General features: G+C 51.8%; 10 protein-coding genes. 3 read left to right on the forward strand and 7 right to left on the reverse strand.

Features of this window, described 5'->3' with window-relative positions; genetic code table 11:
- The 3 genes from NSU14_RS13995 to NSU14_RS14005 all read right to left on the reverse strand — a co-directional run bounded on the left by NSU14_RS13995 (window position 1) and on the right by NSU14_RS14005 (window position 8,430).
- Window positions 1-2,757, reverse strand: coding sequence for an alpha-mannosidase (locus NSU14_RS13995; protein ID WP_340945591.1), 2,757 nt, complete (start codon window positions 2,755-2,757; stop codon window positions 1-3).
- A 166-nt stretch (window positions 2,758-2,923) separates the two neighbouring features.
- The gene (locus tag NSU14_RS14000; protein WP_340945593.1) at window positions 2,924-7,738 is read right to left on the reverse strand and encodes a sugar-binding protein; all 4,815 of its coding nucleotides are present in this window, start codon (window positions 7,736-7,738) and stop codon (window positions 2,924-2,926) included.
- Window positions 7,739-7,878: 140 nt separating this feature from the next.
- Window positions 7,879-8,430, reverse strand: coding sequence for a TetR/AcrR family transcriptional regulator (locus tag NSU14_RS14005; protein ID WP_171719593.1), 552 nt, complete (start codon window positions 8,428-8,430; stop codon window positions 7,879-7,881).
- A gap of 148 nt (window positions 8,431-8,578) precedes the next feature.
- Between NSU14_RS14005 and NSU14_RS14010 the strand changes: the two genes are divergently transcribed.
- Window positions 8,579-9,490 carry a ketopantoate reductase family protein gene (locus NSU14_RS14010; RefSeq protein ID WP_340945598.1) on the forward strand — a complete coding sequence of 304 codons (912 nt, stop codon included), beginning with the start codon at window positions 8,579-8,581 and terminating at the stop codon, window positions 9,488-9,490.
- Here NSU14_RS14010 and NSU14_RS14015 read toward each other — a convergent pair.
- Window positions 9,474-10,562, reverse strand: coding sequence for an NAD(P)/FAD-dependent oxidoreductase (locus NSU14_RS14015; RefSeq protein ID WP_340945602.1), 1,089 nt, complete (start codon window positions 10,560-10,562; stop codon window positions 9,474-9,476). The two genes, NSU14_RS14010 and NSU14_RS14015, sit on opposite strands and share 17 nt — an antisense overlap.
- Window positions 10,563-11,123: 561 nt before the next feature.
- Between NSU14_RS14015 and NSU14_RS14020 the strand changes: the two genes are divergently transcribed.
- The gene (locus NSU14_RS14020) at window positions 11,124-13,172 is read left to right on the forward strand and encodes a B12-binding domain-containing radical SAM protein (protein WP_336100364.1); all 2,049 of its coding nucleotides are present in this window, start codon (window positions 11,124-11,126) and stop codon (window positions 13,170-13,172) included.
- 31 nt (window positions 13,173-13,203) lie between these two features.
- Window positions 13,204-14,490 (forward strand): MFS transporter, encoded by a 1,287-nt coding sequence (locus tag NSU14_RS14025; RefSeq protein WP_336100366.1) that lies wholly within the window; start codon window positions 13,204-13,206, stop codon window positions 14,488-14,490.
- Between the two features lie 379 nt (window positions 14,491-14,869).
- Here NSU14_RS14025 and NSU14_RS14030 read toward each other — a convergent pair whose 3' ends face one another.
- From NSU14_RS14030 to NSU14_RS14040, 3 genes are read right to left on the reverse strand one after another with little or no spacing between them, the layout of a single operon-like run.
- A complete protein-coding gene (locus NSU14_RS14030; protein WP_340948943.1) occupies window positions 14,870-15,616 on the reverse strand; it encodes a cyclase family protein in 747 nt (248 codons plus the stop codon).
- 23 nt (window positions 15,617-15,639) lie between these two features.
- Window positions 15,640-16,386, reverse strand: a complete 747-nt coding sequence (gene map / locus NSU14_RS14035; protein WP_340945606.1) for a type I methionyl aminopeptidase — start codon at window positions 16,384-16,386, stop codon at window positions 15,640-15,642.
- A gap of 27 nt (window positions 16,387-16,413) precedes the next feature.
- A complete protein-coding gene (locus tag NSU14_RS14040; RefSeq protein ID WP_340945608.1) occupies window positions 16,414-17,169 on the reverse strand; it encodes a TetR/AcrR family transcriptional regulator in 756 nt (251 codons plus the stop codon).
- Window positions 17,170-17,208 lie beyond the last annotated feature (39 nt).

The raw sequence follows: 17,208 nt of genomic DNA on the forward strand, positions 1-17,208 counted from the left end.
TTACGCTAAAGGGAGTCCTTCCTGACCTTCTCTCTCATAAACCGCCGTCACAATTTCGGCAGGCCGGACCGGCAACCGAACCCGTCCATCCTGCCCTTGGGTCAGCCTATGCAGACGTTCCTCCATAATGTTGCTTTTGTTCCATACGCCCCCGCCTCCCGGAGGTGCATCCAGCAATAGGACCGCAGGCTGCATAGAGGCATTGAACCAGCGGACGGCGAGATCGCCGGTTTCTTCCGAAACCTTGAACGAGGTTAGTAACAATCCGTCTCCCTCCCATTGCAGCCAAGAATGGGTAGGGGGAAGTTCTCCGGATTTCAACCCGGTTGGAATTACCGTAAAGGGAACCGACTGGCGATAGGCTTCCGCCGCCGCTTCAGTCCGGAACGGCTTACCCGAATACGGAATTAGGCTGAGCTGGGCCGTATGCGTTCCCAGGCACTGTGCCTCCGGCGTGCGGAACACGCCCCAGTCCCCTAATTCGCCCACGGCCCGAAGCAGCGTGACGGCAAGCGTGTTACGGCCGTCCTGCAGCACTTCATACTCGTGCAGCCCAAGGGCAGCCGCCATCAGACCGGCCTCCACGGAATCGATGCCGGAGAATGATTGCTGAGGATGGCAGTAGCTCGGATTGACCCATTCGGGATCGGGTATATTACTGCGCTCCGCAATCTCGAAGACTGACTCCGCGTAATGGCTGTCCGCCTGAATGCCGGCCGGGAAGCAGATACGCAGCCGGTGATCCTTCGCCTGATTGTCGTAATGGACCGATAGCTTCAAGCTTCTCGCTTCCCGCTCCAGCGTCACCTTCATCCTGAGGATGAGCGGAATCTCACGCTTGCCGCGCTGGGCTTGCCGATCCATGAACGGAACCATCGCATCGATCTCTTCCTGCAGCAGCGAATCCGCTTCTGCCGGAACAGCCCACCGGTGAACGATTTCGAACGTGGCTGCACCGGCCCAATTCTCCACCAGTTCGCAGGAAGACACCTGGCTGTCTTCCGTCGTCAGCGCAGAATGTCCCTGCGGTGCGGTATATACGTATTCATTGCCGATATCGCCCGTATCCTCGAAATAGCCTAGTCCGGGATAGGTTGTCTGCGATGCCTTATCCAGCAAAGTGAACGTTCCGTTATCTGCAATATCCACCCGAATCCATTCATTCTCCATTGATCGCGGACCTGTAACCAGCGAAGACGGCGGGAAAGATGCAGCTGGCAGCGTATCCGTTGCCCAGGCGAATGTCCGGTATCCGAGAGCCGGAATTTGGCCGGCTAAGAAGATCAAGCGGATGATACGGGCGTAATAAGGCTCGCGGAACCGGTCCTTCGGCAGCTTGTAGCCGAAGCGGACGCCGAGGTCCTCCACCTGCGCTTCAAGGTTGTCGCCCGAATCCGTAATGACGTATCCCGGCCGGAAGGGCAGGCTGCTGAGTCTTTGCTTCAGCTCAGCCGGCTTGCCTTCAGCCAGATACAACCGCTGGGTCTCCAGTTCCACCGTGACGACACCGTGCTTGGGCCAGCCGGACGTGTTGAATACGACGAACGGCAAGGCGTTACCGTATGCTGCGAAGCAAGAGGTATCCACCCTGCCCGCCAGAGCCTCCGCGCTGTCCAGGGCGATCGATTCCGCCACCTGAAGACTTTTGTCGAACCGTGTTACCATCTCCCGGTGAACCTCATCAACACTGCAGCCGCAGATGCTGTCGTGAGGATGATTCTGCATCAGCGTCTTCCACGCATAAGCAAGCAAGTGATGCGGGTAGGCATCCCCCTGCAGGTAAGCGAAGGCTGCAAGCGGCTCTGCAACACGCTCCAGCTCTGATTGGCCCAGGGCATTCTGCCGCTTCAGATGAATCCGGCTTGAAGCCGTGTTGACTAGTGTATACCAGCCGTCACTGCGTAAGCTGCGCAGTTCTCCTTGGATGATGTTAAGCTTCTGCGGTGCCGCAGCCCGGACCTGTTCGATATAGGATTCGAAGTCAGAATGTACGAACCGGGTATCCGGATATAACCGGCGTGCGGCCGCAAGCGCTGCGGACAGATCGGCCTGGACCGGCTGATGGTCGCAGCCGTTCATGAGCAGCAGGTGAGGTGTCGATGCATACTGCCCGGCCGCTGCTATGCGTTCGTCCCAATAGGCCGTAGCCTCTTCGTTCCGGACCGGTATCTCCATCCCGTTGTTGTACCAGTTCGCGAATAAGATGCCCAGGACTTTCGTGCCGTCAGGCGACTCCCAGTACATCTCGGAAAAAGGCGATTCGTAGCTGCCTGATTGCCGGGTGTAATTATTGAAGCCTGTCGGCTTCACCCCTCTACCGAATACCGCCGCTGTCATGCCCGCTTGCGCGATCAGCTGCGGCGCCTGCCCGATATTTCCGAAGGAATCAGGGAAATAACCGATCCTCGTCCAGCGGCCATAGGGCTTCGCGGCCTGCCAGCCGGCCAGCAGGTTCCGCACATTGGCTTCCGGACTGGTCAGGAACTCATCCTGCAGGATATACCAAGGGCCGATCAGGATACGGCCCTCTCTTATACGCTGCTCAAGCTCTTCCCTGCGATCAGGACGCACTTGTAAATAATCGTCCAGGATGATCGTCTGCCCGTCGAGATGGAAGCTGCGGAATTCCGCGTCCCGTTCCAGCACGTCCAGCAATTCATCCATCAAAGCGACCAGTCTCACGTGATGCTTTTCAAACGGCATATACCATTCCCGGTCCCAATGCGTATGGGATATGACATGTACAATGTTATTCATTGCGGCACTCCCCTTGTCGTTTCTTCGGTAGACTCAGCGTAATTGTATAGAGTTTCGCTAAGAGCGGGAATAGAATATCTGTACTTCCTCGCTATGAAAATTTAAACGGCCATGCCAAACAGCGGTACGGAGACTACTCCCCGCACCGCTGTTGTCCTGCTTGGTTCTATAAACCGCTAATTTTGAAATTATCCAGATACACGCGGTGATCCCGCTGGGAAGTCGACCCGATCAGGACGGCCGCATAAGCAGTGGCGTTTCCGTTAAATCCGTCTGTCTGGAAGCTGTAATTGCTGGTACTCCCCGTAAAGGTTATATTTGAGATCGCGCCCCTGGAGGTATCTACCGTATAGGCCAGATGCAGGAAGCCGCTCTCCGGATTCCAGGTTCCGGTATACGCAATCTCGGACCCGGCAGATTGCCCGTTCACCTTAAGCGTGATGGCGCCCGTCCGGTTGTCGATGCTCAGGCCGGTAAAATAAGTCTCGGCAAGCTCGCCGCTGCTCTGTGAGGGAAGTGCGGCGTAGAATCCGAGTCCCACATACTCGGTAGCTTTCACCGGGAAGGAGAGATCCGCCTCGATGCGCATCTTCCCCGGCTTCTGGTAGGCTCCGGAGCTGACGATTGGAATGGCCATTGCGCCCCGGGAATTGCCGGCCGCATTGATCTGTGCCTGCGGCAACGGATTTCCCTGGCTGTTATTCACATAAGCGGAGAAATTGCCGTTCGAAGGGAAGCTTGCCAGCGACCAAGTCCCTCCTGGAAGATTAGCCGTGTCCGGTGCTCTTCCGGAAATCACGCTTCCGTTGCTTCCGCTGAATCCGTCGGAGATCAAGGTGACTGCCTCAACATTCACCGCCACATTTGCGGTTAAGCCCTCATACGTGGCTTGGACCACAGATGTTCCGGCCGACACCCCGGTAATCACCCCTGCCGCATCGACGGCAGCTACTGCCGGATTGCTGCTCGACCAGGCAACCTGGACACCGCTCATGACCGTGTTATTCTGATCATAGACTGCAGCCGTTACAGAAACCGTCCCCCCGACAGGCATGTGGACTTCGGTCTGATCGACCGCAATCGAAGCCGGTCCGGGGAGGTCTGCTCCAAGCTTCGTCCGGTCTGTTAAGATTAGATCCCCGAAGAGATCCGGATTCTTGCTGAAGCCGATCCCGCTCATATACTCCATCCATCCCCGTCTGCCTGTTCCGTCATTATCATTCACGAGCAGAGAGAACCCGATGGAGTTCGCCGCAGACGGCGTTATTCCGGCGGGAAGCACATCTGACCATTTAACCGCCAGCTCGTAGACGGTTTGGGTGCCTTCCCGGTGGATCGCGACGGATGAATTCTGCAGGTTATTGCCGCCGATGCCGCCTCTTTTCATGATTGCTTGTGTCTCCGGATTCAAGGCGACGATGTTCTCACTCCAGCCCAGTTTACCCGGCTCGACGGGACGGCCCGGATCGATTGCGAACTGGATGGAATCTCCCTTCCAGGCATCGCCCGGAGGATTGTTGTTAATATGGGTATTATCTGTCACCTGAACCGCCAGGTAGAGCTGCTCTGCGTCCCACTTGGTATAGGCGGTGGCACTTAGATCTTCTAATCCTCCCCAATCCGTCATGAGCCGGACCTGCGAGGCCTGATCCAATACGAATGACTCCGCGTGGCTCCACTCCGCTGCACCGATAACTCCGTCTATCGTAATAGGCTGGTTCGACTTGACCGCTGTCAGAGCGCTGATATTCCGTTCGATGAGCTGCGAGAACCCGTCATCCCGGTCTACCTTGATCTTGACAGACAATGGAACGTCCTTGCTTAGCGACGGAGCCGGAATGACAAGAGTTGTACTCGAATGAGGCGCAACAGGCGCAAAAGGTAGCGTTCCGGCCATATCTGAGGGTTCCAGCCCGGTGACTGTTCCCCCATCCATTGGCCCGAGTGCATTCTGGTTGTCAATCGTGACCGCCAGATCCCAGCCGTCTCCGGCTGCGTTCACGACCGGAGAGACATGCACAGCGTCAGCTTCCTTCATGAGAACTTCCAGCGTCAGACTGCCGTACTGTTCGCCGGACGCACCGGTCGGGTAGATGCGTGCGCTGCCGGTGGAGGGGGATCCCGGGGCTCTGACGGTTAAAGTGTCCGTTGGCGATCCCGCACTGAAGGAGCTTCCTGATACCAGCTGCCAGCCGGCCGGAAGGGCCAGACTGTAAGTTCCAGAGAGCGATTCTGCCCCGCCTGCCCGCGTGACCTGTATCTGAACTTCTTCCCCCGGTGCCGCCGTTATAGCAGAAGTGTCCGCCTGAAAGGTCGGCGTATCCAGCACTGGAGCCGCGGCGAGATTGCCGACGATGTAGACGGGTTCCTGCGAAGCCGTGAATGTCGTCGTGCCTCCGATCGTATCGAAGGAACGGGCATTACCGAATAGATCTCTCAGCTCTACCTCGGCGGTACCCGTATGCAGACCAATCTGCTTATCGGTGTTTGACCAGATTACAGTGATATCCTGGTTGTCGGACGCACGGTGGAACTTATAGGCTCTTACATCATTGTCCGTCAGACTGTAAGCCTGAACGAAGGCGGCTCCGCCCAGCAGCTCCGAGACGGCATTGAACCCGACGAACGAAGGTTTCGGCGAATTATCGACGTACAGCACACCTTGGCTGCATTCATAGAAGGTGCTGTCGGTACAGTCGTTCAGGAAATCGTACCAGTAAATTCGATCGATCAGCTTATTATTCGCCAGATTGGCTACATACAATTGAACCGCATAAGAAGCCGAATCAAGCTCCGTTACCCCTCCCCATTTCTGATCCATTGTCGGCCAGCCAATCTCGGTCAGCCATAATTCAATATCCTTGGTGAGCCCATGACTACTCTGATAAGCTTTAATATAACTGTCCAGATCCTGAAATTCAGCAAGCGTCTCCCCTTGTTCAGGATTGTAGGAAGGGTACACATGGAAGGACATCACATCCAGATATTGCGTGGCCCCAAGATCGACCAGCTGCTTCAGCCAAGGCTCATCATAGTTCAAGGTGACACCGCCGACTACCTTGAGGCTTGGATTCACGCCTTTGATAATCGTATACGCGTTCTGCAGAATCGCCAGATATTGCGCGGGTGTCAGCTGGGTACTGAGTTCATTGCCGATTTCAAAAGCGTTCACCTTGCCCTGCAGACTTGTCACCGTCTGTTCTATGACAACAGGATCTGTGCTTGTCACGATGAATGTGCTTAATCCGTTTGCGGCTGCGTTATCAATGTAAGTCGTTGGGTTGCCCGGATTGTAGCCATCCCGGATCGATACAGCGCCCGCCTGGACAGCCAGCGGAAGCCGGATATCTGAGCCTCCATAGGCTTTGCTGAAATGGGTGTTCATGCCCAGGAACGATTGGACAGGTTTACCCGTCAGATCGGTGATTGTTCCGAGATGCAGGTCTTCATGAAGCTGAATCGTCCCATCTGCACTGGCGGCGTCTACGGATATGGTATACGTCCCTTTGTTCAGAATACCGAAATTCAGCGGCTTGATGAAGCCCTTCTGCTCCGGATTCAGGCTGACATCGAACTCACCTTCATCCACCGTGATATTCGAATAGTCAAGAAGACTGTACTTCACATGCAGGGCCCTGCCGGATTCGAACTGATTGTCAAAAACCAGGTTGACGCCCGATGCTTCCGTCTCCTTGAAAACACTGCCTGTCTTGACTTGTGCCCCGCGCATCGACACGGTGGGGATGAGTTCAGCGGTTACCTTGGCGAAGCAGACCGGTATACTGGTCTCAATCCGGAAGTCGGAGCCATTATTCAGACGGTTGCTGAACTGGGCATCCTCGATGATGTAAGTCGCCTGCTTCCAGGTATTGCTGCCGGTCAGTACGGTCAAGTCGGTGTAAGCGTACTGCGTCTGTGATGAATCATAGGCAAGCTTGAAGCCTTTCTCTCCGCTCACGGCGCTGTCGTAGTAGTCTACCGTTACCTTGACCGTGTTTTTGCCGCCATAAATGTAATTATCGGTTACCTTGAAATAGATATAATGCGCGCTGGCGGCAGGATTCGTCTGCCAGCCGGTAATGCCATTGTAAGTCTGGATCGTCTTAGCATTCGAATCTCCGGCAAACGGCGTCAATCCGTTCTCCTGTGTAACCGATCCCATGATAACGCTTACAGGTCCGGTCACCTTGGTTACAGTCACGGGAATGTTCGTGGTGAGGGTGCCGTACTTCGCTGTGACAACGGCGCTTCCCAGCTGCATGGCCGTGATCTTGCCGGTGCTGTCAACCTTGGCGATGGCAGCGTTGCTGCTGGTGTAGCTGAGGGTCAGCTTGTTCATCAGGAACCCGTTCTGGTCCAGTACAGCGGCAGCAATCGTACGGGTTGATCCGATGGGCAGACTTACGGCAGCCGGAACTGCCTGAAGCCCCGTTGCTGCAGAAGTTACCGCACTCTTCGCGACAGTGATGCTCCCGAACAGGACAGGGACAGAGGTGTCAATCCGGAGATCAGCCCCATTCTCCCTATTCGCAAAGTTAGCGTCCTTTAAGGTGTAGGTGACGGTCTTCCAGGTGTTGCTGCCTGTCAGATACGTCTTAGGTACGTTATAATCCCATGCACTTGATACGGAGTCGTAGGAGAATCCGAAGATGTTGTCTGCGCTGCCGGCCATATCATAATATTCGAATGTGACCGTCACCGCATTAGTTCCGCCATGGATGAAGGCATCCGACACGTTCAGGTAAATATATTTCCCGCCCCCGGCCGGGTCTGTCCGCCAGCCGGATTTGCCCTGGACCGTCTCTTTGATGACCCCTCCCGGACCGTCCCCGTTCCAGGCCGTTATTCCATTCTCTGTATTCGTCTCTCCCAGCACAATACTAACCGGACCCGGTACCGGATCTGCACCTGCATAAGACGGAACGACTGCGACAATCAGCATCCAGACAAGCAGCAATGACACAACGGACTTCCTCTTCATTATTAACCCCACCTCACCTCATCTTTAAGGTAATTGCACCTTCATTATAATGACGGGGAGCGAAGGACCCTATGAATATCCTAATGTAAGCGCTATTAAAATTTGAACAAGTCGAATAATGCTGAGAAATCGGCATGGTTTCAGTTCTGAGAATAGGCCGTTACCCCCGCAGTATATAGGTTGTCCACTAACCTGTGGAATTCTTCCGGCGGTAAATCCTTTTCCCGCTGAAGCCATAGACGAAGCAGAGAAAGTGAGGTTGAGATCTGAAACTCAATCAGGTATGGCTTTAAGGAATCGTTGTGCGGAACGTTTAAATCCAATCTATCCAGGATCATTTCTCTTTTCAAGCGTTCAATAAAATGGATACTGCCATAATCACCCAGGAGGGCCTTGAGGACCGAGAGATATTCCTGGTTTTCCAGACAATGAAGCGCATCCTGAACAGTATAGGCAGCCAGCTTTTTATTCGCCAACTCTTCTTTGATGTAATTCAACAAATCATTCTCAACAGAGTCCAACAATTCGTAAATATCAGTGAAGTATTGATAAAAGGTGCTGCGGTTATATCCCGACTTCTTCGCAATCTCTTGCACCGAGATTTTTTCAATCGGCTTTTGGCTATACAGCTCACAAAAAACATCTATGAAATTTTGTCTTGTTTTTTCCGTGATTTCGGGCTGTTTTTTCATTCCATACTCCTTCGCAGACAAGATTATCATCCGACACATCCTGAAAAACTGATGGTTGATGAGGGAAGACTAAAGATTTATGATCACATCATACAACACGTTGTTGGATAGTCAATACCGGAATGTTAAAATAATAGGGGGAATTATTATGCCAGTAAAACAAAAAAGAATTTTGATTTTTGGTGCAGGTGTTATAGGGAGCGCGTATGCAATCAAATTCTTGGAAGCGGGGGTGGATGTTACTCTGTTTGCACGTTCTAACCGGTTTACAGCCTTGAAAGAGAAAGGCCTGCAATATAATGAGAAAGGTGCCGTTAAAGCGGTACAGGTAAAAGTCATCGATAAGCTTGAAAATGATGATGTATATGATTTTATTTTGGTAACCGTTCGTTACGATCAAGCCGAATCCGCGTTGTTAGCACTCAAAGAAAATCAAAGCAAAAATATTGTTACCATGACTAATAATTCAATTGGATTTGCTTCGTGGCTGGATATTGTGGGAGACAGACTTTTACCGGCTTTTCCCGGGGCTGGCGGACAGATTAAAGAGGGGATTTTGTATGCCCGGTTTCCGCCAAAGATGCTATTCGCTACTACATTTGGAGAAATCAACGGTTCAGTGACAGAACGTGTAGAAAACCTCGCACAATTATTTAAAACAGCAAAGCTTCCTTACAAAATGAATAAGGATATGAGAGCTTATCTCATAACACATTCCGTATCGGACATTGCATTGCTTAGTAGTTTACACTCTGACCATAAGATTATTGACGAAAAAACAGTCAGAACCAGACAAACGGCACACCAAATAACAGTCACCTTAAAAACGTATTTAAGGGCCATCCAAAATGCTGGTGTTGCTATTCATCCATCTGTATTTAAATTTATGCTTTTATGCCCAAACCTGATTTTGGATTTTTTCTTTATGCTATGGCTGCGGACTAATATGGTACGGGATATGCTGCTGCCGGATTACGCGGATAGTGCAAACAGGGAAATTGTGCAGCTGAGGAACGATTTATTGAAGCTCTTAAGCCAAAAAGTTAGCTCTTCAGCTTAATATAGGGACGAAGCAGATAACTTGCTATTTTTAAAGGATTAAGGTTTGGGCTTGTTAGCAATTTTTTGCCCAAGTAGCTGTCGAGATTACGGATAATTAGATCCAGGATCTCATCCGAGAGATGCTCCATCGTCCTGCGCAGAACAATTGAGTTCTCATAACTCTCTCTGATCGGCTTGGTAAGCTCCTCATAATTACCCAAACCGCATAAATCCCGGGCGGCATAAATCCCTGTCATCCAGGAGGCATGCTGTCCGAACCCCATGAACGGCATCATTGCCCCAAAGCAATTACCGACATAAAATGTATTGCCGATCCTGCCGGAGTGACATACCCCTAGGGGGTAACCGGTGATTTGGAATTGGTCTGTGATGGGCAGCGCTTGCTGGAGTTCCGCTTGTACCTTGAGATAATAACGCTCCCATAGAGTTTCTATACCGGTATTCATCTCAGGGAGATCAGGAATGGCAATGACAAGGTTAGCCTCTTTCTCCGAGAATGGAATCAGGTATCCGTATCCGAAAGGTGCGAGGTCGTAATCCAGCCAAGCCTTAACCTCATACGGATCGAATTGGCCCTCAACCGTTGCTCCTTTGACCGAAACCGTCAGATCTTCCCTGAAATTGCGGGTTTTCTTCGAGTAATCGCTGTCCCCCGTTGCAAGCACCACATGCGTATAGTCTGCCAGCAGTTCCTCATATGTTTTGTCAGATCTATAATGGATTTTTGACTTAACCTGCCTCCCCAGCTGTGCTTCATAAGAATTCTTATGTCTTCCACGAATGTTCGTGAAGCCTAGCTGCCCTTCCAGAATAGCCTGCTCATGCTTCGAATAAAATGTAAACTTTGAAATGCCGGCAGCCGGATGAAGATATATACCGTATTGCTCCGATAAGTAAGCGATACTGTCGTTAACGGGACGGGTGAACATGGAGAGCAGCACTTCGGCATTCACAAACCGGTCTCCAATCATACTGCGGCTCTCAAAAATTACGGGTTCTATTCCATGCTTCTCAAGTGTAATGGCACAGGCAAGCCCCGATATTCCTGCCCCCATGATTGCAACTTTCATCTAGCGCTCACTCCTTCCAGACATTCTCTTGCATACATTCTTCCCGTAACAGCAGAGTGAGTATTCATTTAGGCTTGAGCGATTTTACACAGAAATACCCAATTTAATAGTTTATCTGTAATTAATTTCATCGTCAATCTGCTAACTCATAGGTCTAATGGTATTTTATAGCATATAATCTCTTTAATTAGCTAAAGGAGGTGAATTTACATGAAAAAGGAAGAAAAAGAGCTGCTTGCAGCGATTTTGGAAGTTACCGAAGCATCTGATAACGATGTTACACGCCAGAACAACGTCAATAACATTCACTAAGTAACTCTCCGCAGCCCATCCTCCTCATTGAATCTTCCAATGAGGAGGAATTCTCTTCATAATGGAGGTTTTGGAATGGTAAAAACTGCGCTAATATACCCTCCGGTCAGCGATCCTACTTCAGGTTATCACAGCCTATGTTGCTTGGCGGGCTATGCGCGGCAATTCGGCTTTGAAGATATTGATATTATTGATAGTAATATAGACTCTTGGCTGTATACCGTAACGCCTGGGCAAATCGGAAGAACAATGCAATATATAAATGAACGGACCGCGCAGCTTCAGGCACTGGAACAACCTACGCCCATTGAACAGATGGAGCTTTATTACGCGCTCAAAGTACAAGGCATGAATTTTGCCGGGGCGCTGCCAGCCGCGCTGCATACTTTCCGTGATGAAACAGAATTTTTTGACTACAGGCTGTATACCAGCGCCGTTGAGACTGTAATGCTCTGGATGGATGCCTTATCTCTAAAGGGCTTCCCGGGGCAGTTCAGAGGGTTCAGCTTAGCCACCAGCGGATTCTTCAATGTATTTAACTCCCTGGATATGCGCGATACCCGAATTACCGGAGTGATCTCCGGACCTTTCACCGACTATTTCAGGAACGAATTGATTCCCGGCATCATCACTGGCGGTTATTCCCTCGTCGGGATCAGCATCACCTATGTCGCCCAGCTTCCTTTCGCGCTCAGCATGGCGCAGCACATCCGGGAGAGCTGCCCGGAAACCCGGATTATATTTGGCGGGACTGCCGTCTCAGATTACTGGAAATATATTTTGAACAAAAGCGATTTCTATGCTGTATTTGACTCTGCAGATGCCTGCATTATCGGCGAAGGTGAAAGTGCACTGGTCTCTATCCTCCAGGCATTGAAGCACCATAAGCCGCTGCCTGCGTCACCGAATATTGCACTGCATCCCCGGTACCAGGCGGTGCATGGTGCCTCCGCTCTGGAGATCAAATACGAAGATATCTGCTCCTTTCCGGTGCCGGAGTACAGCAAGCTGCCCTGGGAGAAATACTTATCCCCCTTTCCGTTCATTTACTATTCTCCTTCACGGGGATGTTATTGGAACCGGTGCACCTTTTGTGATTACGGCCTCAATACCGATTCTCCTACCAGTCCCTGGCGGCAATTCCCGCTGGATAAGATTATGGAAGATTTGAGGACGCTCGCCGTCACCTACAAATATATCTACTTCTCAGTGGACGTGTTATCTCCGGCCCTGCTGCTTAAGCTGGCAGCAGCGATTCTGGAAGAAGGACTCGACATCCGCTGGGGAGCGGAGATCCGGTTAGAGGAATACTGGACACCGGAACGCTGCGCGTTGCTTCAGCAAAGCGGATGTACCGCCATCTCGGTCGGATTTGAATCCGGCAACCAGCGGATATTGAATCTGATTAATAAAGGAACCAAGGTGGACCGGCTGCAGGAAACAATCCAAATGTTCAGCGAAGCCGGCATCGGCGTACAAATTATGGGATTTACCGGATTTCCTACGGAAACGGTTGACGATGCCCTGAGTTCAGTTGATTTTTTGCAGCATAACAGCAGGCACTGGACTTTTGGCGGGCTTGGCCAGTTCGTGTTAACCAAAGGTGCCATTATTGCCAAAGAACCGGAGCGCTTCGGCATTCAGGATCTCCGGCCTTTTGAGGGCGAAGATGTCGCCTGGAGGCTGTTTTACAGTGAGCAAACGCACTTGCTTGCCAACACTTCCCGTTGGGGACCGAAGGAGCTGACAGAGGCCAAAGCATCCCTCAGAAGCAACCTTTTTGACCGTCCCTGGGTGGGGGGAGTGGATACTGCGCATTCGATGTTCTATCACGACCGGTTTGGGAACAAGGTCCTCCAGGTCATCAGGGGGACAACTCAGACGGCAGCTAACGAGAACTCAATTTTGGAATTAAACGGACACCTTCTAGAGGGACATTATTACCTTCCGGTCCACAAGCTTTTTAACAAAAAGAACCTGGATAACATCCTTGACAGATCCGAATGCGAAGGTAAGGCAGTCACCGCGCAAAATATAACAGAACTTCTCGGGCAATGGAACCCGGATTGCTCCAGTTACCCGCAGCCCAAAGAGCAGCAGCTGTTCGTCCGGCGGGATGGCACTCTTTTTCCGTTTCCTGTACCCATGATCGAGTTTTTGCGGAATTTCGTGCCTGGCTTAAGTTTGACAGAGCTGCTGCAGCAATCGGCACAGCATGAGTTCCATACTGAGCTATGGCAACACTGTATCTCGAACCGGTTTCTGCGGCTGAAACGGTTACCGGCAGCAGAAGCTTGAAGATCGCTTTATGAAGGAGGTGTGCTATTCCTTGAACCCCGCAACCAGCAAACCTAATTACAGACTCCTGTTAAAACATAATGCCGATTTCCGCTATCTATGGCTGGCCCGTGCCAGCTCCGTCTTCGGGGATTCCTTATACAATCTGGCCATCAGCTGGCTCGTGTACTCGATGACCGGCTCCTCGCTCCAGGTGGGGCTGGTCATTGTCGCCAAGTTCCTGCCGGAAATGATACTCGGTTTATTCATTGGCGCCTGGGTAGACCGCTTGAACAAAAAGATTCTGATGCAGATCGCCGATGCCGCTCAGGCTCTGCTCACCGTAACCCTTGCTGTACTCATGCTCACCGGGCAGCTTCAGCTGCTGCATATCTATCTGATCACAGTTGGCTTATCGATTATGGGCAATCTGTTTGCTACCTCGCAGAGCTCCTTCCTGCCTGAGCTCATCGCGGATAAAACCTATCTCATCTCAGCCAATTCACTGCTGTCCGTTTCCCTGCAAATCACCCGTATTCTCGGAACAGTTGCGGGTGGAATATTGGTGGCCTCTATCGGAAATTCAGGGGCTGTGATTGTGGATGCGGTAACCTTTATCATCTCGCTTGCTCTGATCCAGCAAATTAAGCAACGCGGCAAGGCCGGGATGAATTCCCGTGCCGCCACCGGCTTGTCCATCTTCGCGGAAATCGGCGAGGGCTGGCAATGGCTGCGGGGACAAACGGCCATGCTCGTGCTTATCCTTCTCGGTACACTCAGCAATATTGCCTTAGGGCCAAGCAATGTGCTTCCCCCCATGCTGATCGGTGAGCTGCTGGAAGGCGGTTCCGGCGAGCTTGGTATTTTCAATGCAGCTATAGCTGTGGGGCTGCTTCTGGGCGGACTGTTCGTCGGCAGCAGGTCTCCCCGGAGAATTGGTGTCTGGTTCTCCTGCGGCCTTGGGGTTCAAGGCCTTGGCATGTGTGTGATCGCCTTATCTTCCGCTCTCTGGCCGGCTTGCTTCGGCAACTTGATCCTGGGCTTTGGCGTAACAGTCACGGTGATCCCGATGAGCACCTTGTTCCAGCTGCTGGTTCCGTCTCCGCTTCGGGGGCGTGTCAACAGCATCAGCTCCATGGCCTTTAACATCTCCATCCCGTTAACCTATGGCGGAGTAGGTATTCTGGCTGACAGAATCGGCGTGGAAGTATGCTTCGGTCTTGCCGCTGCCTTGTTCGCCGTTTGTCTGATCATCGGGCTGACCAATCATCATCTGCGCAGCCTCGACATCCAGGCTCCACAGTCGTCCCCATCACCTCAGACCAGTCAGTCGGTATAAGTAATCTACATATTTGCATCTCTTCGTGACCCGGTACGCTGGTAACTCCAGTCATGCCGGTAGGACCGGTAGAACCTGCCGGGCCAGGTTTTTTATTTCATTCAAATATTTCGTTGAATACCAGTTCAGCTGAAACCAGTCTGCATTGCGTTACTGCCATTCATCACTCAACCATTTGCCACAATTACTGTTGCTAGGGTCTGGTCTGGTCTGGTCAACTCTCTATAAATACAAGCTGAGTGATTGATATACTAATATTCAGACTTAACGGTTTTGAGAATCCCAAGTTCCTCGGTAAACAAAATAAAGACTGCAACTCATTTACGAGTATACAGTCTTTATTTTAGCAGTAAGCTTCACCAGTTTTTCATAATCGATCTTAAGCTTCTACTTCAACAATGATATTAATAATCGAAGCGTCATGGTCTTTAATACGAAGGGGTGCCGCGAAGGCGGAAATGAGTTTTTTATCAATTAACGGCGCTGGATTAATATCTTCATAAATTAGCATCGTCGGCTCTTTATACTTCTCATGGTCTAAAAAGGCATGGTGGACAAAAAATCCTGTTCTTTTGGCTTCCGCCATATTTTCAATGCTTAAGGTATCAATAGCTACGGCTTTGCAGTTTGGCAGCTTCGTCCGGATGTATTCAGCAGCTTCGGGAGAGACGGCCGGAAAATGATTAGCGTATTGCTCGAAATCCGTATTCCTGTATTTCCAATAGCCCGTATTGAAGATTAGAATATCTGCTTCATGAAGCTCTTCGTACGCCTCAAGCATAGCGGTTGTAATGAAACCGTCAGCGCCCAGCGGGCAGTCAATTAATAGCGGGCTTCTGTAGATGAAGTCTTCAATTGGAACAGCATCTATGCCCTTACCGTTATTCAAATGATGCCACGGTGCATCAACATGGGTACCCGCATGAAGATAAATGGTTAATACACTTCCGTTCCATTCGTCTCCTTTACTCAAGCGCTCACGAGGATCTAATTTCACTTCTGGCAGCCCTGGAAAAACCGGCATTCCAGCATAAATCGGGTAACCGATTTCGACGTATTTTGAAATAATAACACTCTCCTGTAGTTTCTTTGGGCATAGTACAAGTTCACCCTGATTAACGTTAATCGGTTATTAAGTTCTAATAACACTTACTGGGCAGTCAGAATCAGCGGTCCGTCCGCCGTGATTGCGATCGTATGCTCATATTGCGCCGACAGCTTGCCGTCTGCTGTTCTTGCCGTCCACTCATCATCGTCAATCGTGATGCGGTACGTACCTTCGTTGATCATGGGTTCGATGGTAAATACCATGCCTTCCTTTAACCGGATGCCTTTGCCGGCGATGCCGATATGCTCATAGCTCGGCTCTTCGTGCAGGCTCCGCCCGATCCCGTGCGCCAGCAGATCACGCACAACGGAATAACCGTTCGCTTCCGCGTGTTGTTGAATCGCCGATGTGATATCGCCGAGCCGGCCTCCGGGAACCGCCCGGGCGATCCCCAGGTCCAGACATTCCTTCGTCACCTTCATTAATTGCTGCGCCTCCGGCCGGATGTTGCCCACCGCATAGCTCACGCACGAATCGCCGAACCATCCGCCGTATTCCGCGACGATGTCGAGCTTCAGCAAGTCTCCGTCCATGACCGCCCGATTCGAAGGAATGCCGTGTGCCACTACATCGTTAATCGAAATACAGGTTTCTGCGGGGAACCCGTTATAACCTTTCGTGAACTGCTTGCCGCCCAGCTTGGTAATGTGCCTGGCTACAAAGTCATTGATTTCTTGAGTGGTGATCCCAGGTTCGATCAGGTTGGCCACCGCGCGGTAGCAATCCGCCACGATTTGACCCGCCTGTTTCATTTCTTCGATTTCTCGGGGGGATTTTAGAATAATCATCTTTGGTTTATTCGCTCCTTATGCTTGCTAGAATTTCAGAAGCCGGGCGATATCCCCGGCCTCCTCGTGCAGTTTCCCGCGGCGAAGCGAAAGTGAGGCGCACCCGGTCATCGCGGCCAGCAGCATTTCCGCTCGCTGCAGCTTATCCGGTGATTCCGCTGCGTTTCCGCCGGAAGCGGCAGCCCCCTCCGCCGCGCTTCCGGTTTCCAGCAGTGCGGCAAACGGCGTGAGCACCTCCTGGCGGAAAGCGTTCGAGAGCGGGGAAGAACGCCCTTCAGGCAGCGAGGCAAAACCCTCACCCGCCAGCTTATAAAGCAGGTATACGGAGTGGTCCTCCGCCCAAAGCTGCAGCAGCCAGATGCTGGCGGTGGCGGGGTCAAACTCTACGGCACCGGCCGTTTCACCGCTGCCGCTTAAGGAATCCGGGGCTCCCGTGCCCACGGTGTCTGCCACAGCAGCCAACCCCATATGTCTGCCCGCCGTTGACTGCATTGAAGTCGAATCGCGTAGGACCTCCAATGGGATTATGCCCGGTGCCTCCCGCTGGGCACCCATCCATCCCCCGGCCCGGTCCAGTGCGTCCCATAGCAGATCGTTGAGCAAATCGCCTTTATTGCTGTAATAGTGATATACCGTACCATACCCGAGTCCCGCCTGCGCGGCCACATCGCGGATCTCCAGTAATGGTCCTTTATCCAAAAACACATCGGCTGCGGCTTTGCGGATCTGCGCCAGCCGGCGCAGCCGGATATCCTCATTTTGTTCCTTCGTGCGTGGAGTCATCTCGTCCATCCACCTCTTTTATTTTTGACCTGCTGTTAT

It is taken from the genome of Paenibacillus sp. FSL R10-2771 (assembly GCF_038000205.1).
In the GTDB taxonomy this organism is placed as follows: domain Bacteria; phylum Bacillota; class Bacilli; order Paenibacillales; family Paenibacillaceae; genus Paenibacillus_AQ; species Paenibacillus_AQ phytohabitans.

Excerpts from the sequence above, each read along its gene's own strand:
- NSU14_RS14010 (WP_340945598.1), top strand. The coding sequence starts at position 8,579 with ATGCCAGTAAAACAAAAAAGAATTTTGATTTTTGGTGCAGGTGTTATA.
- NSU14_RS14040 (WP_340945608.1), bottom strand. The coding sequence starts at position 17,169 with ATGACTCCACGCACGAAGGAACAAAATGAGGATATCCGGCTGCGCCGG.
- NSU14_RS14005 (WP_171719593.1), bottom strand. The coding sequence starts at position 8,430 with ATGAAAAAACAGCCCGAAATCACGGAAAAAACAAGACAAAATTTCATA.
- NSU14_RS14020 (WP_336100364.1), top strand. The coding sequence starts at position 11,124 with ATGCAATATATAAATGAACGGACCGCGCAGCTTCAGGCACTGGAACAA.
- NSU14_RS14000 (WP_340945593.1), bottom strand. The coding sequence starts at position 7,738 with ATGAAGAGGAAGTCCGTTGTGTCATTGCTGCTTGTCTGGATGCTGATT.
- NSU14_RS13995 (WP_340945591.1), bottom strand. The coding sequence starts at position 2,757 with ATGAATAACATTGTACATGTCATATCCCATACGCATTGGGACCGGGAA.
- map (WP_340945606.1), bottom strand. The coding sequence starts at position 16,386 with ATGATTATTCTAAAATCCCCCCGAGAAATCGAAGAAATGAAACAGGCG.
- NSU14_RS14015 (WP_340945602.1), bottom strand. The coding sequence starts at position 10,562 with ATGAAAGTTGCAATCATGGGGGCAGGAATATCGGGGCTTGCCTGTGCC.